General features: G+C 35.8%; 25 protein-coding genes. 18 read left to right on the top strand and 7 right to left on the bottom strand.

Features of this window, described 5'->3' with window-relative positions:
- Positions 1–109: 109 nt before the first annotated feature.
- The 4 genes from ACQ65V_RS05825 to ACQ65V_RS05810 form a co-directional block, all read right to left on the bottom strand.
- A complete protein-coding gene (locus ACQ65V_RS05825) occupies positions 110–1,438 on the bottom strand; it encodes an aspartate kinase (protein WP_430467226.1) in 1,329 nt (442 codons plus the stop codon).
- A 103-nt stretch (positions 1,439–1,541) separates the two neighbouring features.
- Positions 1,542–2,246, bottom strand: coding sequence for a DNA adenine methylase (locus tag ACQ65V_RS05820; protein WP_430467225.1), 705 nt, complete (start codon positions 2,244–2,246; stop codon positions 1,542–1,544).
- Positions 2,247–3,551: a branched-chain amino acid transport system II carrier protein gene (brnQ, locus tag ACQ65V_RS05815; RefSeq protein ID WP_430467224.1), complete on the bottom strand. Its 1,305-nt coding sequence runs from the start codon at positions 3,549–3,551 to the stop codon at positions 2,247–2,249. It abuts the gene before it with no gap.
- Complete coding sequence (locus tag ACQ65V_RS05810; protein ID WP_430467223.1) at positions 3,552–5,102, bottom strand: serine hydrolase; 1,551 nt, start codon at positions 5,100–5,102, stop codon at positions 3,552–3,554. It lies immediately after the preceding gene.
- Between the two features lie 224 nt (positions 5,103–5,326).
- Between ACQ65V_RS05810 and ACQ65V_RS05805 the strand changes: the two genes are divergently transcribed.
- Complete coding sequence (locus ACQ65V_RS05805; protein WP_430467222.1) at positions 5,327–6,094, top strand: alpha/beta fold hydrolase; 768 nt, start codon at positions 5,327–5,329, stop codon at positions 6,092–6,094.
- Between the two features lie 627 nt (positions 6,095–6,721).
- On the opposite strand, the gene thiL is transcribed toward ACQ65V_RS05805, so the two are convergent.
- Complete coding sequence (thiL, locus tag ACQ65V_RS05800) at positions 6,722–7,768, bottom strand: thiamine-phosphate kinase (protein WP_430467221.1); 1,047 nt, start codon at positions 7,766–7,768, stop codon at positions 6,722–6,724.
- Positions 7,769–7,876: 108 nt separating this feature from the next.
- On the opposite strand from thiL, the gene ACQ65V_RS05795 reads away from it, so the two are divergent.
- The 16 genes from ACQ65V_RS05795 (at position 7,877) to ACQ65V_RS05720 (ending at position 21,668) form a co-directional block, all read left to right on the top strand.
- Entirely contained in the window at positions 7,877–9,331 is a 1,455-nt protein-coding gene (locus ACQ65V_RS05795; protein WP_430467220.1) for a choice-of-anchor B family protein, read from the top strand.
- Between the two features lies 1 nt (position 9,332).
- Complete coding sequence (locus tag ACQ65V_RS05790; protein ID WP_430467219.1) at positions 9,333–10,667, top strand: hypothetical protein; 1,335 nt, start codon at positions 9,333–9,335, stop codon at positions 10,665–10,667.
- A gap of 1 nt (position 10,668) precedes the next feature.
- Positions 10,669–11,436, top strand: a complete 768-nt coding sequence (locus tag ACQ65V_RS05785; RefSeq protein WP_430467218.1) for an MbnP family protein — start codon at positions 10,669–10,671, stop codon at positions 11,434–11,436.
- 12 nt (positions 11,437–11,448) lie between these two features.
- Positions 11,449–12,504 (top strand): cytochrome-c peroxidase, encoded by a 1,056-nt coding sequence (locus ACQ65V_RS05780; RefSeq protein ID WP_430467217.1) that lies wholly within the window; start codon positions 11,449–11,451, stop codon positions 12,502–12,504.
- Between the two features lie 140 nt (positions 12,505–12,644).
- Positions 12,645–12,881 carry a hypothetical protein gene (locus ACQ65V_RS05775; protein ID WP_430467216.1) on the top strand — a complete coding sequence of 79 codons (237 nt, stop codon included), beginning with the start codon at positions 12,645–12,647 and terminating at the stop codon, positions 12,879–12,881.
- 115 nt (positions 12,882–12,996) lie between these two features.
- Positions 12,997–13,326, top strand: coding sequence for a HesB/IscA family protein (locus ACQ65V_RS05770; protein ID WP_155089039.1), 330 nt, complete (start codon positions 12,997–12,999; stop codon positions 13,324–13,326).
- A gap of 55 nt (positions 13,327–13,381) precedes the next feature.
- Entirely contained in the window at positions 13,382–14,830 is a 1,449-nt protein-coding gene (gene sufB, locus ACQ65V_RS05765; RefSeq protein ID WP_155089040.1) for a Fe-S cluster assembly protein SufB, read from the top strand.
- A gap of 8 nt (positions 14,831–14,838) precedes the next feature.
- Positions 14,839–15,258: a hypothetical protein gene (locus tag ACQ65V_RS05760; RefSeq protein WP_235898306.1), complete on the top strand. Its 420-nt coding sequence runs from the start codon at positions 14,839–14,841 to the stop codon at positions 15,256–15,258.
- Position 15,259: 1 nt separating this feature from the next.
- A complete protein-coding gene (sufC, locus tag ACQ65V_RS05755; RefSeq protein ID WP_155089042.1) occupies positions 15,260–16,012 on the top strand; it encodes a Fe-S cluster assembly ATPase SufC in 753 nt (250 codons plus the stop codon).
- Between the two features lie 76 nt (positions 16,013–16,088).
- Positions 16,089–17,402, top strand: coding sequence for a Fe-S cluster assembly protein SufD (gene sufD, locus ACQ65V_RS05750; RefSeq protein WP_430467215.1), 1,314 nt, complete (start codon positions 16,089–16,091; stop codon positions 17,400–17,402).
- Positions 17,403–18,641 (top strand): aminotransferase class V-fold PLP-dependent enzyme, encoded by a 1,239-nt coding sequence (locus ACQ65V_RS05745; protein ID WP_430467214.1) that lies wholly within the window; start codon positions 17,403–17,405, stop codon positions 18,639–18,641.
- Positions 18,642–18,747: 106 nt separating this feature from the next.
- Positions 18,748–19,242 carry a hypothetical protein gene (locus tag ACQ65V_RS05740; protein ID WP_430467213.1) on the top strand — a complete coding sequence of 165 codons (495 nt, stop codon included), beginning with the start codon at positions 18,748–18,750 and terminating at the stop codon, positions 19,240–19,242.
- 43 nt (positions 19,243–19,285) lie between these two features.
- On the top strand, positions 19,286–19,708 hold the full coding sequence (locus ACQ65V_RS05735) for a SufE family protein (protein ID WP_273289187.1): 423 nt from the start codon (positions 19,286–19,288) through the stop codon (positions 19,706–19,708).
- Positions 19,709–19,785: 77 nt separating this feature from the next.
- Positions 19,786–20,112, top strand: coding sequence for a DUF59 domain-containing protein (locus tag ACQ65V_RS05730; RefSeq protein WP_155089054.1), 327 nt, complete (start codon positions 19,786–19,788; stop codon positions 20,110–20,112).
- Between the two features lies 1 nt (position 20,113).
- Positions 20,114–20,620 carry a DUF2480 family protein gene (locus ACQ65V_RS05725; protein ID WP_430467212.1) on the top strand — a complete coding sequence of 169 codons (507 nt, stop codon included), beginning with the start codon at positions 20,114–20,116 and terminating at the stop codon, positions 20,618–20,620.
- A gap of 139 nt (positions 20,621–20,759) precedes the next feature.
- Complete coding sequence (locus ACQ65V_RS05720) at positions 20,760–21,668, top strand: DUF3078 domain-containing protein (protein ID WP_430467211.1); 909 nt, start codon at positions 20,760–20,762, stop codon at positions 21,666–21,668.
- Between the two features lie 60 nt (positions 21,669–21,728).
- Here ACQ65V_RS05720 and ACQ65V_RS05715 read toward each other — a convergent pair whose 3' ends face one another.
- Both ACQ65V_RS05715 and hflX read right to left on the bottom strand, forming a co-directional pair.
- On the bottom strand, positions 21,729–23,996 hold the full coding sequence (locus ACQ65V_RS05715; protein WP_430467210.1) for a penicillin-binding protein 1A: 2,268 nt from the start codon (positions 23,994–23,996) through the stop codon (positions 21,729–21,731).
- Positions 23,996–25,216, bottom strand: coding sequence for a GTPase HflX (gene hflX, locus ACQ65V_RS05710; RefSeq protein ID WP_155089062.1), 1,221 nt, complete (start codon positions 25,214–25,216; stop codon positions 23,996–23,998). Before hflX ends, ACQ65V_RS05715 begins: the two co-directional genes overlap by 1 nt.
- Positions 25,217–25,289: 73 nt before the next feature.
- On the opposite strand from hflX, the gene ACQ65V_RS05705 reads away from it, so the two are divergent.
- On the top strand, positions 25,290–26,240 hold the full coding sequence (locus ACQ65V_RS05705; RefSeq protein WP_430467209.1) for an endonuclease/exonuclease/phosphatase family protein: 951 nt from the start codon (positions 25,290–25,292) through the stop codon (positions 26,238–26,240).
- Positions 26,241–26,335 lie beyond the last annotated feature (95 nt).

Below are 26,335 nucleotides of genomic sequence, written 5' to 3'. Positions count from 1 at the left end.
AGGTATGCTTGATAAATTATTTTAATTATAAAATAACCAAAAAAACCGCTCCAAAAAAATCTCAGTATATAAATTCTCAACCTGCCAAGAAAATATAGTACAATTTTAACTATACCACCTCAACCTCACCCTCAAAAACATAACGCTGTAACTTCTGCAAGGTTTCCAATCGATCACTAGTGTTTACCAAAAGCGAAATGTTATTGTTACTACCACCATAAGCAATCATACGCACATTAACATCTTGTAGCACTTGGAACAATTCTGGTGTATCAGGATGGTAAATAATGTGGTGACCAACCAGGCAAACGATACTCATATAATCGTCAATTTCTACCGTGGCGAATTTTTCGAGTTCTTCAATAATGGCATCCAAATGTGTGGTGTCGTCTATGGTCAGCGAGACTGCGATTTCCGACGTTGTAATCATGTCTATGGACGTTTCGTATTTTTCAAAAACTTCAAACACCTTCTTTAAAAAACCATGCGCCAATAGCATGCGTACCGACTTTATTTTTATGGCTGTAATACCATCTTTAGCGGCAATGGCCTTAATGCCTTCGCCATGCACTTGGTTAGTGATTAACGTGCCGTGTGCATTTGGAGCCATCGTGTTTTTTAGTCGTAATGGAATATCTACACTTCGCACTGGCATTACGGTCTGTGGGTGCAAAATCTTAGCACCAAAATAGGCCAACTCCGCAGCTTCATCATACGATAAATGTGATAGCGCTGTGGTGTCGTTAACGTAACGTGGATCGTTATTGTGAAAACCGTCAATGTCTGTCCAGATTTGAACTTCCTCGGCCTCAATCGCTGCTCCGATAATGGTAGCTGTATAATCGCTTCCGCCACGTTGCAAGTTGGTGATTTGTCCTTCGGCATCTAAACAGATAAAACCTTGCGTGATATAAATATCGGTTTCCGGTCTTTGGGCAATGAGACGTTCTAAATTTTGCTTTATGTAGAAATTGTCGGGTTCGTTGGTTCTATCGATACGCATAAATTCCAAAGCAGGCAATAAACTCGCTTTTAGACCCTCTTGCTGCAACAGTCTGCTGAACATGAATGTGGAAAGCAATTCGCCATTGGCCACAATCCTATTGTACAATTGGATGGAATAGTTTTGATTAACAAAACCCAATAACGATTCAAAAATTGAATTGACATAAGCAGTAACTTCGTTGTGCAAGTTCTTATCTGAAATTAAATCGTTTAAGGTAGATTTATAATTCTGATGCAACTGGTTAATATGCTTTGTGGCTTGTGAAAATTCCTTAGCTTTAATTAATTCTGAAATCTCTACCAAAGCATTCGTTGTCCCAGACATCGCAGAAAGTACCACAATCTTTTTACCTTCTGAATTTATAATGTCTTTTACGTGGTTCATGTTTATAACTGTACCAACCGAAGTGCCTCCAAATTTATAAACTAACATAGTGTTTCAATTTTAGGCTGCAAAGGTAAAAGCGCAACACGCTATCACATAAAAAATATAAAAATTAGTTGAATTTTTTACAGAATGTTAATTATATAACAAATCATTTACGGTGGACGAAGAGCCGCTCAACACTTTCCTTAGTAGAAATTTCCTCCGCATGCCAAGAAAACGTAGTCTTGGAGCCTTTTTCCCAGATGCATTCAAAATCCTTTGGTGCGTTGTACTCGCTGATAAAAACTTGATGTCCAGCTTCACTTTGTTTTCGGCACCAATCCCAAAATAAATCATGGTTAAATTTGTCGCGATACTTGGTTGTAGCGGCATAAGGCGGATCGCAATAAACGATGCTGTTTTCAGGAATGTCTAAATTTAGATAAGACTGATTCGAAAGAATCACACCATCCAATTTTGGGACTTGTTTGGTAATATTTCGGTAATGCTCAGACCAATAATCGCGCTTACCTTGTTTATCACGACGGTAACCTGCAAACCATTTACCACCAAACGAATTAAATCCTACATAGCCCACTAAATGTTTTGGGTATTGATCTTGGTTGTATTTAATGTGTTTGTATTCGGCTTCACTGACCGATTTTGGTGGATCCCAATGGTCATAAATCAAGGCTTGCCACATGGCCATGAGTTCTTCATGCTGGTCATTGGCAATACGAATCCCATCAACCTTGTCTATCATATTCATGCCACCAGCAAAAGGTTCGAGATATGGTTGGTTGGGTTGTCTATCTTTGAGAATAATAGGTAGTAAATGTTTGGCAAAACGTGCCTTGCTTCCCATGTACTTCATTTACGACTGCTTTTTGGTGTTTTTGAATACATTAGCCACCAAAAATACCAATAGTGCTGGCAATACCCAACCTAAGCTATATTTAGCAAACGGAATATAACTTGTAAGTTCTGCTAAACCTTCCGACGGACTTAAAAAACCAATCACATCTGGAATACTGAACAAAAAGGTTACTAAAACTACAGCTCTAAATACCAAACTCGTCGCGATTTTTTCTGGCAATACATTCAATAAAATCAACACAATAGTAATCGGATAAATAAATAACAATACAGGGACGGCGACCACGATAATAGAATTAAAATCCAGTTGACCGATAGCTACTCCGAGAATACAACCAATCAGCGCTGTAACGACAAAAACCGTATTTGAGTTGTTAAACAAACCTCTAAAATAATCGGCTGTACCTGCAATGATACCAACCGCTGTTGTAAAGCACGCTAATGAGATAAGGATGCTCAACACCGTATTCCCAAATTCTCCCAAGGATTTTATGCTGATATCGCGTAGTAAATTAGCGCGTTGCATGTCGCTGCTTAATTCCGCATTGACATCAATGGCGGAACTGTAATAAGCACCAACTGAAATCAATCCTGCGTAAATGATAAAGAGTCCAAAACCAGCAATAAAACCCGATTTTCGGATTAAGGTACGTTTAGAGCTGTATTGCTCCACTTCCATATTCTTAAAGTTAAGCGATACAATAATCACTGCTCCAACCACAACGGCTCCAATGGCATCAAAGGTTTGGTAACCTTCGAGAATTCCTGAAACCAGTGGTGCTTCAAATTGTGCAATTCCTGTTGTAAATTCTGAAGAAAACAAACCAATGCTAATGACTGCCAAAAGCATCAATACGATAAATGGTGTCAAAAATTTTCCGATAAGATTTAATATTTTTGAACGGTTCAATACAAAGACTAAAACGAGTGCAAAATAAATGGCACTAGTTAATAAAGGACTTGTACCAAATGCAGGATGAATAGCAATTTCGTGTGTGGCAGCCGCAGTTCTTGGCGACGGAATGGCAACCGAAACGATATAAATTAAGATGCAATAAATAAGGCTAAACGTTGGTGAGACTTTTTTTCCGAAGTCGTACAAGGTGCCTTGCAATCTTGCATGAGCGAGAATGCCAATAATCGGAATCACAACAGCTGTAATCATAAATCCGATGGCGACCCAAAACCAATCGTCTCCAGCTTTATAGCCCAATAATGGTGGCAATAGTAAATTTCCCGCTCCAAAGAATAATGAGAATAGGGCAAAGCTGGTAACTAAAAGTTCTTTCCGTTGAATATTCACCTAGTTGGTCTTTACAAGTTCTAAATCGTGAAAATCGAAACTGAAATCCGTAATAGGAGCAATGTATTTCATCGTTACTGAAACGGCTTCTCCTTTTTCATTGAATGTGAACATCACAAACACATCGGCATCATAACTTCTATCGTTCCACTTGGCAACGTAGGTTGTTGCATTGTAAGGTAGCAATTCACCAAACAATCTTGAAGAACGTACGGATTTAATTTTATAACCATTTCCATCATGTGATATGATGATGTCTCCAAACCAATCATCGGAATAGGTGCCAACAATTTGTTCTGGTTTTGGCAATTTTGGACTGCCTTTTATTTTTTCGACTTGTGCAAAAACCTCAGCTTTTATACTGTCGTTATATTTTAAGTAATCTGAATTTCTTTCATCATAAGATTGTATCCAGTTTCGGTCTTCGTAACCCAAATAAGTATCTTTAATAGTATTGGTAATCGTATTGAAAGCATTGCCATTCATTTGATTGGTTAACACCACAATGGCCAAATCCAAATCAGGAATCATAGTAAATTGTGTTACGGTTCCGATGAGTCCACCTGTATGATAAACTTGTTTGTGCCCACCTTTTACATCGGTTAAAAACCAGCCTAAACCGTAACCTTTAAAATTGGAATCGTAAGGATCATTTGCACGAACTCGCAACGGTGTTTGCAATTGCCAAAGCTCGTGGAATTGATCTTCGCTCAATAGGCGCTCTCCACTTTCCGTCACGGCATCGTTCATTAAAAATTTTGCCCAGGTTAACATATCTGGTACGTTGCTCACAATACCACCAGCAGCATTTGCCGTTGGACTCCAGTCATGCGGAATTTGAATAACTTTTCCTTCTGCTCGTGTATGTGCATCAATAATATTCGATTTATCGGTTACTCTGTTGTAGGATGCTTTGGAGTTTGTCATCCCAACAGGTTTCATAATTTTAGTTTCTATGAATTCTTCCCACGATAATCCACTGACACGTTTTAGAACCTCACCGGCAATAATGAACATATTGTTGTTGTAGGCAAATTGACTTCGGAATGAACTTTCAGGTTCTAAATATCTGACTCCTTTAATAACATCATCCACATTAAAATCATTGCCTTCAGGAAAGAACATTAAATCACCTGCTCCGAGTCCCATGCCACTTCTGTGTGTTACCAAATCTCGAATTGTGAAATGTTCGGTCACCCAAGGATCGTAGAGTTGAAATTCGGGAATGTGTTTTCTAACAGGGTCATCCCAGTTGAGTTTTCCTTCGTCAATCATCATGGCTAATGCAAAGCAAGTAAATCCTTTACTATTAGATGCTACACCAACTAGAGTTTCATCGGTCATGTCTTTTTTAGTGGTTAACGAACGGACTCCCTGACCTTTTGAATACACCACTTCGCCATCTTTTAATATGCCGACTGAAATACCAGGCACTTCAAACGTCGTTAAGGTTTCTTGGATGAGTTTGTCGAGTTGTTTTTCTTCGATTTGAGCATTGAGGTTGAATGCTGAAATGAATAAGACAATAGTCAGAAGTCGTTTTAATATCATAGCAAATATGTTAGTTTGTCAGCTCGCGTGATTCCGAATATATTCGGAATTGTATCGAGAACTATTTAATAAGTGTTCTCGATACTAATTTCAATCATTATCTTGATTGAAATTCACTCGAACTGACGTATCGGATTCAAAATAATGAACGGTAAATATAACAAATATGAAAGCGATTCTGTTGCGAACCAATTTCAAAAATTATCTTTGCAACTATGACGTTGATGTACAAAAACATTTCGATAAATTATTCGGTGGAAGGTGAAGGTGACACCGTAGTTCTACTGCATGGCTTTCTTGAAAATTTGGAGATGTGGAATGATTTAATTCCTGAGCTGTGCAAGAATCACAAGATTATTAGCATCGATTTATTAGGCCACGGAAAAACGGAATGTTTAGGCTACGTGCATACTATGGAAGATATGGCAGACGTTGTCCACGCTGTTTTGTTTCAGCTTAAAATAGGAAAAGCAAAATTTGTTGGTCACTCCATGGGAGGTTATGTGGCTTTAGCTTTGGCTGAAAAAGAACCTCAACTGTTTAATGGGTTGTGTTTAATGAATTCCACTTTTGAAGCTGACGATAAAGAGCGCCGACTTTTAAGAACAAGAGCCATAAAAATGGCAACTACCAATTATAACAATTTGGTGCGCATGTCTTTTTCCAATCTCTTTGCTCCCGAAAGTAAGTTAAGATTTAAGCAAGCGTATGATATCGCTCTGCAATCAGCACTTCAAACACCAGTGCAAGGTTATATCGCAGCACAAGAAGGCATGAAACGGCGACCGAATCGTTTTAAAACTTTTAAAGCAATAAAAGGTGAAAAGCTTATCATAACAGGTAAGAAAGACACCTTAATCCATCCTGAAACAATATCCGAAAAAATTAGTAATACTTCAATCGTACAAGAAGAACTTTCCGAAGGCCATATGAGCCACATTGAAAATAAATCAGAATTGACTTACATTATTAAACATTTCATCGAAAAATAAATCCCTTTAACGTTTTTTGTGTCTTTTTTTTTCTAAGTTTATGCACCTAAAGAAAAAGCTCAATTAATAAATCTAATATTATGCCTACTAAACTTTACTGCGACTTTTTTGGCCATAATTATCAAATGACGAAAAAAGTTACCAACCACGTTAAAGAATACACTTGTAAGTGTTGCAAAAAACAATTGACCACAAATAGTAATGGTAAACTCACAGAATTAACACCAAAATTTCAAGAGATTAACTCAGCCTTAGAACGTATATATAATAATAGGATGATGCGTTTAAAGCAAAAAACAATCAGTTCATCGATTTGTTGATTGTTAATAACCTGTGAATAAGTAGTTTTCTTATCTTTAAGTCTCCTAACCGACCTTAATCTCTATAAGACTACTAAGCTAAAATGAAAAATGTTTACTGCTCATTATTTGGACATGATTACAAAGTTTCAAAAGTCGTAACCTATCATGTTAAAGAGTACAAATGCAAACACTGCAAATCCGAAATGACTATTAATGGTAGCGGAAAGTTTATTCCGTTAACGCCAAAGTTCAAAGAAATCAACTCGGTATTAAATCGAATTCACACCAAACGATTAGAAAAAAGTCAAAGACTTTTAATGTCTAATTAATCATTAAGTGCGTTCCACCCTTTCGCAATAATCGGGATTTTTTCTTCTGCTCTTGTTACCAAGTGCATACCTCTTTCTTCCTCGGTCATATAACCAATTACGGTTAAATTAGGATTCCCTTTAATTTTTGGAAAATCCTCTTGGGAAATCGTCATTAACAATTCGTAATCTTCCCCACCATTTAAGGCTACCGTTGTGCTATCTATATTGAATTCCTCACAGGTTGAAATTACCTGAGGATCTAGTGGGATTTTATTTTCATACACATCAACACCAACCTTACTTTGTTTACAAAGATGAATTACTTCAGATGATAAGCCGTCGCTGATGTCTATCATACTCGTTGGTTTTACATCAAGCTGCTTCAAAAGCTCAACAATATCCTTTCGAGCTTCAGGTTTTAATTGACGCTCTACTATATAGGTGTACATGGATAGATCGGGTTGCGAATTAGGATTGACTTTAAACACCTCTTTTTCACGTTCTAAAACCTGTAAGCCCATATATGCTCCACCAATATCACCAGTTACCACTAGGAGATCATTTGGTTTGGCTCCAGATCTCAACACTTCTTTACCTTTTTCCACTTCACCAATTGCAGTAATGGAGATTATTAGACCAGAGGTAGATGACGTAGTATCACCACCAACAACATCAACATTGTATAATTTCGCAGCAGTCGAAATACCAGCATACAATTCTTCTAATGCTTCTAAAGGAAAGCGGTTAGATACTGCTATAGAAACAGTAATCTGTGTAGCCTTGGCATTCATAGCATAAACATCAGATAGGTTTACCATTACAGCCTTGTACCCTAAATGCTTTAGTGGCACATAACTCAAATCAAAATGTACTCCTTCTACCAACAAATCTGTTGTAACCACGATTTGTTTTTTTCCATAACTTAAAACAGCTGCATCATCACCAATCCCTTTTATGGTTGATTTTTGTTCAACTTTAAAATGTTCTGTCAAATGCTCAATGAGTTTAAACTCACCTAATTCACTCAATGGTGTTCGCTTTGGGTTTTTGTCTTCTATCATAGTGCAAAAATATTATGCTTTTTTAAATAAACAGGTGCTTATTGACGTTAATTCATTAGCATTTTTATTGAAGTGCAAAAATTACTGTAAATTGCTAAAAAAAAGAATATGAAATTTACTGCCCTTTGTAAATCGCTTTGCCTTACTATTTTCTGTAGTTTAATAATGATATTTTACGGTTGCTCTAGTGATGAGCCTAGTAGTACCAATACAGATATAGATAGTGATGGTATTGCCAATACTGTAGATAATTGTATGTCTATTGCTAACGCTGATCAATTGGATACAGATAATGATGGTATGGGTAATGTTTGTGATGACGATGACGATGATGACGGAATTTTAGATGATGATGATAATTGTCCTTTATTTCCAAATCCAAACCAAGAAGATGCTGATAATGATGGTATAGGTGATGCTTGTGATGACAGTACAATTGTTCCACAATTTCCCTGTATTAATGGGTTTGCAAATGGTCATCCATGCGATGGATTTGATTTAATGAGTCAAATTCCCATTGATGTGCTAGGAGGCGCTGGTGCAGAGGGCAATGATTCTTGGGGATGGACAGATCCAGAAACAGGAAATGAATATGCATTGATAGGCACTTCTACAAATGCTGCGTTTGTTGATATAACCGACCCCTCTAATCCGATACTTTTAGGAGTATTGCCAACTGCTACCTCTAACAGTCCTTGGAGAGATATTAAAACGTACAACAACCATGCTTTTATAGTAAGTGAAGCAGGAGGACACGGTATGCAGGTTTTTGATTTAACACGACTAAGAAATGTAGCCAATCCGCCAGAAACCTTTACCGCAGATGCTACTTATACAGGATTTGGAAGCGCACATAATATTGTAATTAATGAAGATAGTGGCTTTGCTTATGCTGTTGGTTCTGATACATTTGGTGGAGGACCTCATTTTGTAAATATTCAAAATCCTACTTCGCCAACTGCAGCCGGAGGTTATGCCGATGATTCATATTCTCACGATGCCCAAGTGGTAACTTATAACGGTCCTGATTCAGATCATACAGGAAGAGAAATATTGATTGGAAGTAATGAAAATGAGGTTGTTATTGTAGATGTTACGGATAAAAGCAATCCCACCCAAATCTCAACAATAGGTTATGATAATATTGGTTATACACATCAAGGTTGGTTCACTGATAATATGGAATACTTTTTATTAGGTGATGAAGTTGATGAGATTAACTTTGGCATCAATTCAAGAACTGTTGTTTTTGATTTTAATGACCTTGACAATCCTGTTTTCCATATGGAATATTTAGGCCCAACTGCTGCTATAGACCATAATGGCTATGTGGTAGGCAACACTTTTTATGTTGCTAACTATACTGCTGGCGTAAGAGCTATTGACATATCAAATTTAGCCTCAGGTATCATGACTGAAACAGCTTTTATTGACACTTACATTCCTAATGATAACACAGCTTTTAATGGTGCCTGGAATATCTATCCTTTCTTTGAAAGTGGTAATATTGTGGTAAGTGATATTGACGGAGGTTTGTACATCGTCAGACCAAGTAGCCAATAGAATGAAGCTAAAAAAATCAATACACATACTCAGGTTTTTTTCTTTGTTTTTGGTATTGGGTTGCAGCAAAGATGATTCTTCAAACACATCTACAGAAGGGCAAATTACTTTTGTTAAAACCTACGGAGGTACAAAAAATGATAGTGGACAATCTGTTGTTGCCACCAATGATGGTGGTTATGCAATTTTGGGTTATACTCAAAGTAACGACGGAGACATTAACGATAAACAAGATGACAGTTTTGATTATTGGGTCTTAAAGTTTGATGCCCAAGATCAACTCCAATGGCAAAAAACATATGGCGGGAGTGCTGATGATAGAGGCAATGCTATCATCCAGACCCAAGATGGTGGTTATGCTATTTTAGGCTACAGTTTCAGCAATAATGGTGATGTTACTGTAAATGCTGGGCTTCAAGATTTTTGGTTAGCAAAATTAGATGCTAATGGATCTGTGAGTTGGCAAAAGTCTTTTGGTTATCAAGGAGCTGATTCTGGTGTTTCAGTAATTCAAACTAATGATCAAGGTTACTTAATTACAGGAGTTCTTGACGTCACTGCTTCAGGAGGTCAAGGGAATACTTCTAGAAATTCCAATAGACATGCTGGTGGTGATTATTGGGCTTTAAAAATTAATAGTTCAGGAGATATAGAATGGAGTCGATTTTTTGGCGGGAATTTTACGGACACACCTCAAGGCGTAGTTCAAACTAATGATAATGGGTTCGTTATAGTAGGAAGCTCAGATAGTAATGATACAGATATCTCAAATAATAAAGGTGCTTATGATTTTTGGGTGATTAGAATTTCTTCATCAGGAGATTTAATTTGGGAAAGATCTTTTGGAGGCAACCAAATTGATGAAGCTCGAGCAATAGCGGAAACTAATGATGGTAATTATCTAATTGCTGGTGATACTAGAAGTAGTGATAATGACGTTTCAATAAATAAAGGTGCAGCTGATTTATGGCTTATTAAAATTTCACCCAACGGAGATCTCATTTGGGAAAAAACTATTGGAGGTTCAAGTTTTGATGTGGCTAGAGCTATTGTTAAATCTCAAAATAATGGTTTCTTAATCTCAGGAAGTTCTCGCAGTAACGATTTTGACGTTAATGAAAATAAGGGTCAAAATGACGCATGGATTCTAAAAGTAGATGACAACGGAAATTTAGAATGGCAGACTACAGTAGGTGGTTCTAATATTGACTTTTCCTATGGGATTGCAGAATTAAGCAACGGCTCAATTATTGCTGTTGGTGATACTGCAAGTAGTGATGGCGATATTTTAGAAAATAAAGGTTTCGCAGATGTACTTATTGTAAAAATTGATTAAAATGAATAGACTATTTGTGCTATTATGTTCAATAATGCTCTTAACATCTTGTAGCAGTAATGACGATGGAGATCCACCTACGGTTTCTACCACATTTAAATTTACACATCACTGGGACGGAGCTTTAATAAGGGATTATAATTTTGGCCCTATTCAGTACACAAACGCCAATGGTGATGTTATAGGTTTTGAAAGGTTTCGGTATTTAATATCTGATATTGTGTTCACAAAAGCTAATGGCGAACAAATAGGATTAGACGTGTATAACTTGGTTGACCTCACAAATGAAGTTAATATGGAGTATACTCCAGAGACTCAAATTCCACCTGGCAACTATACTAATGTGTCATTTACATTTGGGTTGGATAATGAAGATAACTCTGAGAATCATTTAGACCTAAACTCGGCATCATTTAATGTGCCTGAGAATCTTGGAGGCGGATACCACTATATGCAGTTCGATGGAAAGTTTATCAATTCAAATATGCAAGAGCAAGGGTTTAACTATCATGCTATAAGAGCAGTGGATAATCCTGGCGCAAATCCGACTTTTCCACAGGATACTTTTTTTACAGTTAACCTTGGTGCAATTAATATCACCAATGATGTGGAAATTGAAGTGCAGATGAACATTGCAGAATGGTTCAAAAATCCAAACCTATGGGATTTAAATATGTATAACCAAATGCTAATGCCAAATTCCACTGCCCAAATAATGATGTATGAAAACGGCCAAGATGCGTTTAGCTTAGGCGAGGTTTTTCAATAAAAACTATGATAAATGAAAAAAGGTGTGTTTTTGGTTTTTATAACTTTACTTTGTTTGAATTGCTCAGACGAAGACACAGGTTATGAGCCTACTCCAAAACCTTTAGACATTCCACAGATTTTCTCAGACAACATCATAGCTCCAGTAATTCCTACTGATAATCCCCAAACCACGGAAGGGGTCGCTTTGGGGAAACAGCTTTTTTTTGACAGAATTCTATCCGCTGATGGCACACACTCTTGTGCTTCTTGCCATGGTCCGCAAAGTGCCTTTACGGACAACACACCAACAAGTGCTGGTATCGATGGTGTTTTTGGCACTAGAAATTCTATGCCACTATTCAATTTGGCCTGGAATTATGGCGAACGATTTACTTGGGACGGGAAAGAATTGAGTTTAGAACGGCAAGCAGAAGAACCAGTACAAAACCCAATTGAGCTACACAGTAACTGGGATGATGTTGTGGATCGCTTGCAGAATCACCCTGAATATCCCGAGTTATTTCAACGTGCTTTTAATACCTCAACCATTACCAAAGAACTTACCACTAAAGCCATAGCGCAATTTGAACGGACTTTAATTTCAGCCAATTCAAAATTTGATAGATATTCTTTAGGGCAAGCTTCATTAACAGCACAAGAACTGAATGGTCTGGATATTTTTCTAAGAGAAGACAAAGGGGACTGTTTTCATTGTCATGGTAATCCTAACAATCCGCTTTGGACAGATAACGACTTTCACAATAATGGGCTCGATACAACTTTTGAGGATTTAGGTCTCGGTGCTGTATCCGGAGATCCTAACGATAATGGCAAATTCCGTACACCATCTTTGCGCAATTTAGCATTTACAGCACCTTATATGCATGATGGTAGATTTGCCACATTAGACGAAGTCATAAATCATTATAGTGAAGGTTTACAAGACTCACCAACAATTGATCCTTTAATGAAACAACTAGACCAAGGAGGTGTGCAACTCACTACTCAGGAAAAAGCAGATCTAAAAGCCTTTTTGCTATCGCTTTCTGATCCATCATTTATTAATAATCCAGAGTTTCAGAATTAATATATCAATTAAAAACCTCGACGAAAAGCACAAAATGAAGGTTTTTTCCTTCATTATTCTTCATGTCGTCTAAAAATATTTCATATAAACGTCAAATATTAGTGTTTTGTTTATATTGGATTTCCCTAATGTACTGATATATGAAACCTACTTCAAACAAAGCATTGCCCTGTGCTGTGTTTGGTCATAATTATGTGAAATCAAAAACTAATTCTGATCACACGGCAGAACTTACATGTTGTCATTGTAACCACATAGCAACAACAGATATTGAAGGCAATTTCAGGGATGAAACTCTGACCAATACACATCTCCAAACTACGTTAAGAAAATTATACCATTTAAAACTTCGTGCTTACAAACCGTCTTTCGGTTAATTCACCTATAAAAATATACTATAAAACCATATCCTAATATAATGTTAGGTTCTATGGTTAAAAGAGACTTATATCGTATCTTTGCCCTCAATTTAGATTTAATCTATATTAGAATATGATAAAAGTTTCTGAATCAGCTAAAAAGAAAGTCGTAGAACTTATGACTGAAGACGGCTTTAGCCCAACTACTGATTATGTTAGAGTTGGTGTTAAAAGTGGCGGCTGCTCTGGCCTGTCGTATGATTTAAAATTTGATAACTCACATGCAGAAGAGGACAAAATTTTTGAAGACAATGGTGTAAAAATCATCGTGGACAAAAAGAGTTTCCTATATCTTATCGGTACAACCCTAGAATATTCTGGCGGATTAAATGGAACTGGGTTTGTGTTCAATAACCCAAATGCAAACCGTACTTGTGGTTGTGGAGAGAGTTTTTCACTATAAGCCATCTAAATCTTCTCAAAGGGAAGACTTAAAAAATTAAACACAGAATTATAAAATGTCAAAATATACTGAAGACGATTTAAGGGAAGAATTAAAAACCAAAGAATATGAATATGGTTTTTACACAGACATAGAGTCTGAAACATTTCCTGTTGGTCTAAATGAAGATATCGTTAGAGCAATTTCAAAGAAAAAAGAAGAGCCAGAGTGGATGACGGAATGGAGGCTTGAGGCTTTTAAAGCTTGGAAAGAGATGGCTGAGCCAGATTGGGCGAATGTAAAATATAAGAAGCCAGATTTTCAGGCCATTTCTTATTATTCGGCACCAAACAGCAAACCAAAATATGATAGTATCGATGAGGTAGATCCAGAACTTTTGGCAACTTTTGAAAAGCTTGGTATTTCCTTAGACGAACAAAAGAAGTTGGCTGGTGTAGCTATGGACGTGGTTGTAGATTCTGTTTCAGTAGCAACTACCTTTAAAAAAACATTAGCTGAAAAAGGTATCATCTTTATGAGTATTTCTGAAGCGATTAAGGAGTATCCTGAGTTAGTGAAGAAATATATCGGAACTGTTGTACCACAAAAAGACAACTTTTATGCGGCTTTAAATTCGGCAGTATTTAGTGATGGTTCTTTCTGTTACATTCCAAAAGGTGTACGTTGCCCAATGGAATTATCAACTTATTTTAGAATCAACCAAGCAGGTACAGGTCAGTTTGAAAGAACTCTCGTAATTGCAGATGAAGGCAGTTACGTAAGTTATCTTGAAGGCTGTACGGCTCCGAGTAGAGACGAAAATCAATTGCATGCAGCCGTTGTGGAGCTCATTGCACTTGATGATGCTGAGATCAAATACTCTACGGTACAAAACTGGTATCCAGGAAACGCCGAAGGTAAAGGTGGTGTTTACAACTTTGTAACTAAAAGAGGACTTTGCGAGACCAATGCAAAAATTTCTTGGACACAAGTAGAAACGGGTTCTGCAGTAACCTGGAAATACCCTTCTTGTGTGTTAAAAGGTGATAATTCAGTAGGTGAATTTTATTCTATCGCTGTTACCAATAATTACCAACAGGCAGATACGGGAACAAAAATGATTCACTTAGGAAAAAACACCAAGTCAACCATAATTTCCAAAGGTATATCTGCTGGCAAATCCCAAAATTCATATAGAGGTTTGGTACAGATTAGCTCTCGTGCTGATAATGCTCGTAATTTTTCGCAATGTGATAGTTTACTTATGGGCAATGAATGCGGTGCACACACGTTTCCATACATAGAAGCTAAAAATAAATCTGCAATGATAGAGCACGAAGCCACTACAAGCAAGATTGGTGAGGATCAAATTTTCTATTGTAATCAACGTGGTATTGATACTGAAAAAGCCATTGCGTTAATCGTAAACGGTTTTAGTAAAGAGGTACTCAATAAATTACCAATGGAATTTGCCGTTGAGGCCCAAAAATTATTGGAAATCAGTTTAGAAGGATCTGTAGGATAAATTTTCAAATGATGAAAAAACTTGTAATTATTTTATTGGCTGTTATTAGTTTTTATAGTTGTAAAAATGAAACAAAGTCAGAAGTTAACTTAGAGGAAAATCGTGCAAAGTCGTATGATGCTAATGATGGGTTTATTACCATGATGGGTGACTTTGTATATGACGCAGATAAAAAAGCTGCAGTTTTGCAAACATCTAACGAAATCTATGGTGTAATTATAGATGAAAATTTACATCAGCTAAACGAAAAAGTAGAACCCTTTAAAACAGACCAATACACGTCTGTGCCTGTCACCATACGGGTAAAAAGGGTAGAAAACGGAAATGAAAATTCCCTCTGGAAATATAATCTAGAAGTAAAAGAAATTTTAAAGGTGGAAGCACCTGACCCAAATAAAGAAGACGTTATAAAATTATCAAATCAATAACATGTTAAAGATAAATAACTTACACGCAAGTGTAGAAGGTAAAGCAATTTTAAAAGGAATAAACCTAGAAGTAAAAGCTGGTGAAGTGCACGCTATTATGGGACCTAATGGTTCTGGTAAAAGTACCTTGGCGGCTGTTATTGCAGGTAAGGAAGAATATGAAGTAGAAGAAGGTGAAATTCTTTTAGAAGAAGAAAATATTGATGAGCTTGGCCCAGACGAACGTGCTCACAAAGGTGTGTTTTTATCTTTTCAATATCCTGTAGAAATTCCTGGAGTTAGTGTCACTAACTTTATGAAGACAGCCATAAACGAAACACGAAAGGCAAAAGGCTTGGAAGATATGCCAGCTAATGAAATGCTTAAGATGATTCGTGAAAAATCTGAACTGTTGGAGATTGACCGTAAGTTTCTTTCACGTTCAATTAACGAAGGTTTTTCTGGTGGTGAGAAAAAACGTAACGAGATTTTCCAAATGGCAATGTTAGAGCCAAAGCTTGCTATTTTAGATGAAACAGATTCTGGTTTAGATATTGATGCGCTCCGTATTGTAGCCAATGGTGTCAACAAACTAAAATCTAAAGATAATGCTGTGATTGTTATTACGCATTACCAAAGATTGTTGGACCATATCATTCCGGATTTTGTTCATGTTTTACATGATGGTAAAATTGTAAAGTCTGGTGATAAAGAATTAGCTCACGAGTTAGAAGCTAAAGGTTACGATTGGATTAAGGAAGAAGTGAACGCATAATTAGTAGGCAGTGATTAGTCCACAGTTAGCAGTATGCTAATGTCGACTAACAACTAACGACTAACAACTGATTAAAATGGAATTAAAAGAAAAATTAGTATCATCATTTATGGCTTTTGAGGACACAGTAGATGTGCACTCACCAATACATGATATACGAACCGAAGCAATAAAGACATTTGAAACTGAAGGTTTTCCAAACAAAAAGCTAGAGGCCTGGAAGTACACCTCGTTAAATTCAGTTTTAAAGCACGATTACAGTGTGTTTCCTAAGCAAGAAAATGAGATAGAATTCAAGGATGTAAAAAAATACTTCATCCATGATATTGATGCCTATAAAATCATTTTTATCGATGGTAAATACGCATCACATTTATCGCAAACCACACATGATGGTATCGATGTCTGCTTAATGTCTTCGGCACTTAGCAAACCTAAATACCGCTTGATTATTGAAAACTACTTCAATAAAATTGCGTCAAAAGACGGTTTGTCGTCTTTAAATACAGCATTTTCTGCAGAAGGTGCCTATATCCACATTCCGAAGAACAAATTGGTTCAGAAACCTATACAAATTATTCATTTTTCAACAGGCAATGAAGCGGCTTTAATGCTTCAACCTAGAAATTTGGTGGTTGTTGACGAAAATTCCCATGTTCAGATTATAGAACGTCATCAGAGTTTAACGGACAATCCTGTTTTAACAAACAGTGTTACTGAAATATTCACTAACAAACGCGCTATAGTAGATTATTACAAAATTCAGAATGACAGGGAATCTGCATCTTTAATTGACAATACGTTTGTAAATCAAAAACAAGAAAGTTTAGCTAAGGTACACACCTTTTCTTTTGGTGGAAAACTTATAAGAAACAACCTAAATTTCTATCAAAACGGAGAACGTATCGATTCTACCATGAAAGGCATTACCATAATAGGTAACAAACAACATGTAGATCATAATACCCTAGTACACCATATAGAACCTAACTGCGAAAGTCACCAAGACTATAAAGGTATCTTTGATGGTAGTTCTACTGGTGTGTTTAATGGTAAAGTTGTTGTTGAGAAAGAAGCCCAGAAAACCAATGCGTTTCAGGCCAACAATAATATTTTAATTAGCGATAAAGCGAGCATAAACACCAAACCTCAACTAGAGATTTTTGCGGATGACGTAAAGTGTTCTCACGGTTGTACTATTGGTCAGCTTGATGAAAGTGCTATGTTTTACTTACGCTCTCGTGGTATCCCAGAAAAAGAAGCAAGAGCTTTATTGATGTTTGCCTTTAGTAATAACGTACTGGATTCCGTTAAAATTCCTGAGGTAAAAAACCGCATTACAAAGATTATCGCAAATAAATTAGGTGTTAATATTGGGTTTGATTTGTAAATGGGTAATGCTACGGAACATATTGTTTTTGATGTTGAAACTATAAGAAAAGACTTCCCAATCCTCAATCGTGAGGTTAACGGAAAACCTTTGATTTATTTTGACAACGCAGCCACCTCACAAACACCTCAACAGGTCATTGATGTTATTGTAGATTACTACTCAAACTATAATGCCAATATCCATAGAGGAGTGCACAGCTTAAGCCAAGAAGCAACCGATGCATATGAGCAAGCGCGACTTAAAATTCAAAAACATTTTAATGCTAAGCATCCGTATGAAGTTATTTTAACCTCGGGTACAACACATGGTATTAATTTGGTTGCCAATGGTTTTTCCTCATTGCTTAAAACAGGTGATGAAGTCATCGTTTCAGCTTTAGAGCATCATAGTAATATTGTGCCTTGGCAAATGCTTTGCGAAAGGACTGGTGCAATACTTAAGGTGATTCCGATGAATGAAAATGGAGAATTAATTCTTTCGGAATTTAATTCACTTTTAAACGAAAACACAAAACTCGTTTTTGTTAATCATATATCGAATGCTTTAGGCACCATTAATCCTATTAAGGACATTATTGAAAAAGCACATTCTGTTGGTGCAGCTGTTTTGGTTGACGGAGCACAATCTTGTCCGCATATAAAACCAGATGTTCAAGAGCTAGATGTAGATTTCTATGTTTGTTCTGCACACAAAATGTGTGGCCCAACTGGTGTTGGTATGCTTTACGGTAAAGAGAAATGGCTGAAGAAATTACCACCATATCAAGGTGGTGGCGAAATGATTGCCGAAGTTACGTTTGAAAAAACAACCTACGCTGATTTACCTCACAAGTTTGAAGCCGGTACACCAAACATCTGTGGAGGCATTGCTTTTGGTGCTGCTATAGATTATATGAACCAAATAGGTTTTGACAGCATATCCCAATACGAACATGAGCTTTTAGAATACGCCACTGAAAAATTACTTCAAATTGAAGGCTTAAAAATATATGGCACCTCTAAAAATAAAACTTCTGTTATTTCCTTTAATGTAGGTAACATTCATCCTTATGACATTGGTACCATTTTAGATAAAATGGGCATTGCCGTTCGTACAGGACATCATTGTGCACAACCTATTATGGACTTTTATAAAATTCCTGGTACTATTAGAGCCTCTTTTATGTTCTATAATACTAAAGAAGAAATCGACACCTTTATTGCTTCTCTTAAAAAGGCAGTAATGATGTTGTCCTAGTTTTTAAGTGCTTCAAGAATTTTAATAATTTCAGAAACTAACATCGCTATTAAACTTTGGCTTCTTTTTTGTATTATTACTAATAACAACTAAAAAGCAAAATATTATGAAATTAATTATATGCTTATTATTTATGCTGATTTCAGCAAAAGAATGTAATGAAAGTAAATCAAAAAATACAAGTGAAATATCATCTGAAGCTACAACTGAACTTTCTGAAATGAGAACTGCGCAAGATGATGTAGAAGTATCATATAGAGCTTCGACCAGAGGTTTTTTCGAACTTATAACCATAAAAGGCGATTCTATTTCGTTTACTAATGATTATAACCTTAAAAGGATAAACACTTTTGCGATTCCAGCAGAAGAAAAAGAGGAATTTAATAGATTGTTAAGTGAATTGGACATTACCACACTTTCAGAATTAAAAGCCCCTTCAAAAACGCATCAGTACGATGCCGCACCAGCAGCGTTTTTAAAGGTGACAAAAGGTGATGAAGAATTTATGAGTCCAAGTTTTGATCACGGTAAGCCACCTAAAACTATTAGTGCAATCATTGAAAAAATATTATCAATTAAGTCAATGTTTGAGAAACAATAGGGAAGCCGTATCTTTGACAAATAAATGCAAAAGAAAAATACTGATGACAATTGAAGAGATTCAAAACGAAATTGTAGATGAGTTTTCAATGTTCGAGGATTGGGAAGAACGTTATCAATACATGATTGATTTAGGAAAAACACTCCCACTCATAAACGAACAATACAAAACCGAAGACCATATTATAAAAGGCTGTCAAAGCAAGGTATGGGTTCATGCAGAAATGAATGATGAAAAGGTGCAGTTTACTGCAGATAGTGATGCTATTATCACTAAAGGTATCATTGCAATCTTAATAAGAGTGTTTTCTAATCAACATCCGGACGATATCATTAAAGCCAATACTGATTTTATTGATGAAATTGGCTTGAAAGAGCATTTATCACCTACCAGAGCTAATGGTTTGGTAAGTATGATTAAACAATTAAAGATGTATGCCATTGCATACCAAACACAACTTAATTAAGTTGAGTCGTTTGTTGTGGAGTCGTTAAATCTAAATACAACTAAACGACAAACAACTTAACATCTAAACAGCATATTATGAGCGAAACAACTATAGATACAAATGTACTTGGAGATAAAATTGTAAGAGTTTTAAAAACGATTTACGATCCTGAAATCCCAGTTGACATATACGAATTAGGACTTATTTACGATGTTTTTGTGAACGAAGATTATGATGTAAAAATCTTAATGACATTGACAACGCCAAACTGCCCTGTGGCAGAAACCTTACCACTAGAAGTTGAAGAGAAAGTAAAATCCATTAACGAAGTTAAAGATGCTGAAGTGGAAATTACTTTTGATCCACCTTGGTCCCAAGATTTAATGAGCGAAGAAGCCAAGTTAGAATTAGGTATGCTATAATATGGCACAAGAAATTATTAATAGAGTTGCTAACAGCAAACTAAAAGTCATTGATTTAGAAGACTACTACCCTGAAGGGAAACGTGTTCTATTTGATATTAAGGATTGGTTGCTTGAAGGCTTGGTGCTTAGGGAAAAAGATTTTAGACAACATGTTTCTGAGCATGATTGGTCGCAATATAAAGATTGCTATGTGGCTTTGCATTGCTCAACAGATGCTATCGTGCCAGATTGGGCTTATATGCTTATTTCTTTACAACTTCAGGAATTTTCAAAACTAACAGTGATTGGACCCTTAGACCAACTAGAGTCTATTATCTATACTTCCATCATCTCAGATTTAGATCTTAACATCTATAAAGATATGCCTGTTATTATAAAAGGGTGTTCTCACAAACCTGTGCCTGCAAATGCTCTCATATTACTTTCTCAAAAGCTGAAACCTATCGCAAAATCTATAATGTTTGGTGAAGCTTGCTCTTCAGTGCCACTTTATAAAAGAAAATAATCTTTAAAAAATGTGACTTTTATATTATTTCTAGGTCTTAAGAGTAATTATAGCACACATTTGAATATCTCAACAAAATCAACAAAAACTTATATTTACAAATTAATAACAACTATTATTTACTAAATTTTAATTCATTATGAACAAAAAATTACTTTTATCTGTATTCTTAATGCTTGCAATTACCGTTGGTTTTTCTCAAACAAAAGAAGAGCTACAAGCACAAAAGGCAGAAAAACAAGCCGAAGCAGACAAGTTTCAAAGTGAAGCTGATGCTATACAAGCACAAATAGATGCATTGCCAGGTTGGCGTACTGGCGCGTTTGGCACTATTGGAGGTAGCTTATCTAACTTTAATAATTGGTATGCGCAAGGAGCACCTAACAACTCATCAGGTAATATTGGTATTACTGTTAACGGTTTTGCCAATCTAATTGAAGATAAATTCTTTTGGAGAAATTCTTTAACAACTAACTTAAATTGGGTAAAATTAGACAACAAGGACACTGATACGGACAGTGATGAATTCAACCCAACTACAGATGTATTTAATATTTCATCTCTTTATGGTCGCAATATAAGCGATAAATGGGCCATCTCTGGTTTGGCAGAATATAGAACCACATTATTGGACAACTTTAATGATCCAGGATTTTTAGATGTTGGTGTTGGTGCTACATGGACACCGTTAGACAATTTAATCGTTGTGATTCACCCACTAAACTACAACTTTGTATTTGCTGAAAATGATGCTGCTTTTGAGTCTTCTGCTGGTGCAAAAATTGTTGCAGACTACACAAGACAAATTGGTAAAATCTCATTTAAATCTAACTTTTCTACCTTCCAGAGTTATAAGTCTAGCGACTTGTCTAACTGGACGTGGACTAACTCTTTTAGCTACACATTATGGAAGATGATTGGTGTTGGTTTTGATTTTGCTTTAAGAAGCAACCAACAAGAAGCCGCTAATTTTCAAGGAGTTGATTTAGCTGATGCTGATAATAAATTACAATCTTATTATACAATTGGTTTAAGCTACAGCTTCTAATTGTAGATAGAATTTGATTTAAAAAAAGACCTGACATTTTAAAATGTCAGGTCTTTTTTATTAGAATTTCTTTTTCTTGTTCTTTCGTTTAAAAATTCTTTTAAATAACCCATCACGCTTTTCTGGTTCGCAATCTAAATCATTGATAACTTCTCTTGAGGGATTTTCAAACTGTGCATTGGTAATGGTTTTATATTCGATATCTGAATTCAGCTTCTTATAAAAATTAGCAAAAATTGGTAATGCTGAATTCGCTCCTTGTCCTAAAGCAGTAGTCTTAAAACCTATACTGTGGTTGTCGTTCCCGACCCAAATTACTGTGACTAATTTTGGCGTAATTCCAACAAACCAACCATCCTTATTATCTTGGGTAGTGCCCGTTTTACCGGCTATTGCATTTCTAAGTCCGTAAGTACTTCGCAATCTTGATGCGGTTCCATTATTTACTGTAGCCTTCATAAATTGTAGCATCACCTGTCTTGTGTAATCAGAATAGGCCTTTTTAATTTTATTTTCTGGGTTAAACTCATAAATAAGATTACCATCTTTGTCTTCAATCCTGGTAATGTAATAAGGTTCTACAGGCACACTATTATTTACATAGCTTGCATAAGCTCCTGTTAAATCCATTAAGTTTATTTCTGCAACTCCCAAGGCAAGCGAAGGCTCTTCCGGAAGTTCTTCTGAAATATTTAATTTCTTTACTTGATCGATTACTTTAGGTATCCCGACTTTATCAAAAACCTTTACAGCTATAGTGTTTACAGAATTACTTAGCGCTTTTTCTAAATTATAATTAATGTAAGGGTCTTCCTCTTTATCACCAGAATTACTAGGAGACCAATCATCATAATTGGTATAAGTCACTTTTGATAGTGAAAAATACTCACAAGGTTTCATACCATCTTCAATGGCTGCCGTATAGACAAAAGGCTTAAATGTAGAACCAACCTGACGTTTACTTTGCGAAACATGATCGTATTTGTAATAACGATAATCTATGCCACCAATATAGGCTCTAACCGCTCCGTCGTTTGGATCTATGGACAACATGCCTGTATTTAGAAACTTCAAAAAGTGCTTAAGGCTATCAATTGCTGAAACATTTCTAATCGTATCCCCTTTCCAGTCGAATAATTCTACGTTTCTTTTAACGCTCAGTGAATCTTCAATTTGTTTTTCACTTAGCCCTTTCTTTTGTAATGATTTATATTGAATGGTGTTTTTAATTGCCGCTTTTAACAGTTTATTATCCGTTTCCCAAGGTGCATTTTTCCCATAAGAATTTTCAAAAGCTACTTGTAATTTAGCCATGTGCTCTTCCATTGCAGCTTCTGCATACTCCTGCATTTTATAATCTAAGGTGGTATAAACTTTTAAACCATCTTTGTAGAGATTGTATTTTTCTCCATTGGGATTTTTGATGGAATCCAGAATTTCTGCCAACTGCTTCTTAACCGTTTCACGAAAATATGGCGCTATACCTAAATCATGATTAAAGGAGCGATAGTCTAATTCAACCTCAGAATTCTTAAATATATCCAATGAATCTTTTTCTAAGTAACCGTATTTTACCATTTGATCCAATACTACATTACGTCTATCCTTGCTTCTTTCTAAATGCAACCTTGGATTATAATAATTATTTGCCTTTAGTGTACCAACAAGTGTAGCGGCTTGAAGCTGAGAAAGTTCATTTACAGATTTATTGAAAAATTTTCTTGAAGCACTTTCAATACCATAGGTATTATCAGAAAATGGTACCGTATTTAAATAGAGCGCTAAAATTTCTTCCTTTGAATACACGGTTTCGATGCGTTTAGCAATAATGGATTCCTTAAACTTATTGATGAGCATGCTGAACATAGCATAATCTTTTCTACCATAAAGATTTTTAGCTAGTTGTAAAGTTATTGTGCTTCCACCACCTGCAGATGCATCACCCATTAAAAGGTTTTTTATAAATACGCGCATTAAGCTCATGTTGTCCACACCATCATGCTCGTAAAATCTAATATCTTCCGTTGCGACGAGCGCATCGATTAAATGCTTAGGGAAGTCATCAAAAGCTACAGGTTGTCTATCATAGATATAATATTTACCGATGAGTTTTTCATTTCTATCCAATAATTGTGTAGCTTCTTCCTGTTTTATGGAACTGAGATCTTCTTTTGTGGGAATTTTTCCAAACAGTCCGAAATAGATGCTGATGTATAGTCCTATGAGAAAAATAAAAACGGCTGAAAGTGAAATGATCGCAGTTTTCACCCATTTGTTCTGCCACCTCTTGGCAGACCAAGTTTTAAAATGTTCCCAATACGTTTTCATTAAATAGAAAGGTTCGGGTCTTCAACGTCTGGATACAGAAAATTGTTGTACGGAAAACGTGTGACATGAATTTCTCTTACTTCTTTATAGACGCGTTTTCTGAATTCATCCATATTCTCCTTATTAATAGCGGAAATAAACAAGGCGTTATCTCCGAGTTTTGCCATCCAGGTTTTTTTCCAGTCCTTTAGGGTATAGTGAGCTTTAGTGAGTTCTATCATTAAATCATCTTCATCGTAAGGCACGGCTTTATAAGCATCAATTTTGTTGAACACCATAATAGTTGGTTTATCCTTACTTTCAATTTCATCTAAAATCTGATTTACGGACTCAATATGTTCTTCAAAATTAGAATGCGAAATATCGACAACATGAAGCAACAAATCTGCTTCCCTAACCTCATCTAAAGTACTTTTAAAAGATTCTACAAGTTGAGTAGGTAATTTTCTAATAAACCCAACAGTATCACTAACCAAAAATGGCAGATTACCAATCACTACTTTTCTAACCGTAGTGTCTAAAGTGGCAAAGAGTTTGTTTTCTGCAAAGACCTCGCTTTTACTAATGACATTCATCAGAGTGGATTTACCCACATTGGTATAACCTACAAGTGCTACACGGACTAGTTTCCCTCTGTTGCCACGTTGCACAGCCATTTGCTTATCAATGGTTTTTATTTTTGACTTTAACAATGCTATTTTATCACGTACTATACGTCTATCGGTCTCAATCTCGGTTTCACCAGGTCCACGCATACCAATACCACCCTTTTGTCTTTCGAGGTGCGTCCACATACCTTTTAATCTTGGCAGTAAATATTCACATTGTGCCAGTTCTACCTGAGTTCTTGCATAACTAGTTTGAGCGCGTTGTGCGAAGATATCTAGGATAAGGTTAGTTCTATCCAATATCTTGCAATTAAGTATTTTACTGATATTTCGTTCTTGGGCTGGCGAAAGCTCGTCATCAAAAATTACCGTACCTATGTCGTTCTCAGTCACAAATTCCCTTACCTCTTCCATTTTACCAGTACCAATAAAGGTTTTGGGATTGGGCATAGTCATCTTTTGGGTATACCGTTTAACAACATCACCACCTGCCGTGTAGGTTAAAAATTCGAGCTCGTCCAAGTATTCCTTCGACATTTCCTCATCTTGGTCTTGCGTAATTATCCCTATTAAAACAACGCTCTCTAAATTGATATCTTTTTTCTCTATCATATATACTATTAAAGTACAAAGTTAAGCAAATGGATTTTTCTTAATAATGTTTTAAAAACCTATATTTATTGCCATGAGCAACAATTCTAAAACTTACACTTTAGCTTTCTATAATATTGAAAATCTATTTGATATTAAAAATGATCCTTTAACCAATGATGATGACTTTTTACCAACTTCAAGAAAAAGATGGACATCCAAACGTTACAAAAACAAATTGCGAAAGTTAGGTTCTGTAATTTCAAAAATAGGTGAAGAAAATACAGATGCTGCACCTGTAGTTGTTGGGCTAGCAGAGGTAGAAAATAAAACCGTACTGTCTGACTTAGTAAGAAGTAAAAATCTTATTGAAGAAAACTATAGCTATGTTCACTACGACTCTTCTGATGAAAGAGGAATAGATGTCGCATTACTCTATAAAAGTGATGTCTTTAAAGTTGAAAATTCAGAGACCTTTTCAGTTTATTTACAAAATGAATTTGGAGTACAAGATTATACAAGAGATATTCTTTTGGTACAAGGTAAATTAGAGAATGAGAAAATAAGCATTATAGTAAATCATTGGTCTTCTAGAAGAGAAGGTGAAAAAGAAACGGAGTACAAACGTATTACCGCAGCTAACGTTGTAAACTCTGTTGTTAAAATGCTAAAAAAGGAAGATGCAAATGCAAGGATTATTGTTATGGGTGATTTTAATGACAACCCTAACAGTAAGAGTCTTTCTTTGCTCGAAAAGGAAAGCAATTTGTACAATCCCTTTAAAACAGTTTGGTCTCGAGATAAAGGAAGTTTGAATCATAATTTTGGCTGGAACCTGTTTGATCAAATTTTAATTTCAACAAACTTTTTCGAATCCTCAAAATCTTCATTGTCTTTTAATGGTGCAAATGTCTTCAACAATAAGAATTTAACTCAGTATCATGGTAAGTATAAAGGACAGCCATTTAGGACCTATGTGGGCAAAAAATATAAAGGCGGTTATAGTGATCATTTCCCAGTTTATATACAACTCAAAAACCCATAAACCATTTGTCGATTAATAATGTAGTTAGTCTATTATAACAATGTTAACATCATGTTAATAGGCATTTTTTATATATTCGAATAGGCATAAAAAAA

It is taken from the genome of Winogradskyella ouciana (assembly GCF_965284585.1).
GTDB classification, from domain to species: Bacteria; Bacteroidota; Bacteroidia; order Flavobacteriales; family Flavobacteriaceae; genus Winogradskyella; species Winogradskyella ouciana.
Note: the sequence above shows the minus strand (reverse complement) of the source record. Positions and strands in the feature narration are given on the sequence as shown.